General features: G+C 55.3%; 1 protein-coding gene. It reads right to left on the bottom strand.

The genetic code is table 11. The features are described from left to right. Positions 1 to 6: 6 nt before the first annotated feature. Positions 7 to 1,212, bottom strand: a complete 1,206-nt coding sequence (locus AC3WTM_RS29475; RefSeq protein ID WP_102672916.1) for an ISL3 family transposase — start codon at positions 1,210 to 1,212, stop codon at positions 7 to 9. Between the last annotated feature and the right edge of the window lie 96 nt (positions 1,213 to 1,308).

The raw sequence follows: 1,308 nt of genomic DNA, 5'->3' as shown, positions 1-1,308 counted from the left end.
GGTTCTTCACGGATTGCCGGGAAAGACGCTCTTGATCTTCATGAAAAAGAACTCACTATCCCGGTAACCGTACGCCATCCGCTTGATGACCTTTATTCGATTGTTTATTCCTTCCAACTGACCGGTGTGCATCGGCCAGCGAACCCGGCTCACGATGCCGCGCCAGTAGCCTTTTAGCCGTTTGGCAAATTGGATCAGAGCTGGGATTTCGCTTTCATGAGCATGGCGCAACCATTGCTTCCAGGCCGATCTCCAAGCCCAGGCAGTACTTGGTGTCCAGAGTGTTTTTAGCTCAGCCTTCATCAAATAAACCGTCATCAGCGATTGGTTGGCCTCCAACAAATCCTGCAAGTGAAGCTGTTGTTCCGGCGTTTTCAGATTCTGCGGATTGCGCAGTAACAGCCATCGCGCTTGTTTGATGACCTTGCGAGCCGGCTTGTCGTGACGCAACCGGTTAGCTTCGTCGACGCGGACCCGATCAATGACCTCTCGGCCATATTTGGCCACCACATGAAACAGGTCATAGACCACTCTGGCTTTCGGGCAGTGCTGACGAACCTCCAGGTCAAAAGCGGTGTTCATGTCCATGGCTACCGCCTCGATTCGAGCGCATCCCTCTAGCCCAAGCTCTTCGAAAAAGGGCCGAACCGCCGCCCGGCTGCGGCCTTCGCCGATCCATAGCACGCGTCGCGTATCGGCATCCAACACAACACTGGCGTAGCGATGCCCTTTGAACAGCGCGAATTCATCCATCACCAAGCGCCGTGGTTGCGCCTTCGGCAGTTCGCTCAACACCGCTTGCAGGGCTCGACGCTCCAGCAACCGAACAGTGTCCCAGTGCAGCCCAAACATCTGAGCCACATGCAGCGTGGGAAGGCGCTCGCAGGCTTGAATGACGGCATCGGCCAGGCGGCGTGTCATGCGGGCATAGCGGTCCAGCCAACTGACGGCTTCCATGCGTTTGCCACAGTCACGACAGCCAACCCGCCTGAGCAAAACGCATAGGCGCACCGCGCGACCGAGAATGGGAAGGTCACGAACGGTTCGCTCGCAATACTCGTGAGTGGTTGAACAAGGTTTTTGGCAGCCGCCACAGGAAGGGAATCGGGTGGCATGGGGAATCAGATCGATCTGTAGGGCATCGCCATCAGGCTTGATCGTGACGACAGAAAAGCCCTCCCAAAAAGGAAGGAAAGTATTAATATCACGCATAAGAACGCCGGTTTGTTAGATGTGTTTGCTCGCACGAACATCATCAAACAAATCGGCGTTCTTGTTTCTGTGTTTCCCAGGATTCCGTGAAGAACC

This window comes from Pseudomonas sp. EU05-FHT14B02, assembly GCF_058791055.1.
Note: the sequence above shows the minus strand (reverse complement) of the source record. Positions and strands in the feature narration are given on the sequence as shown.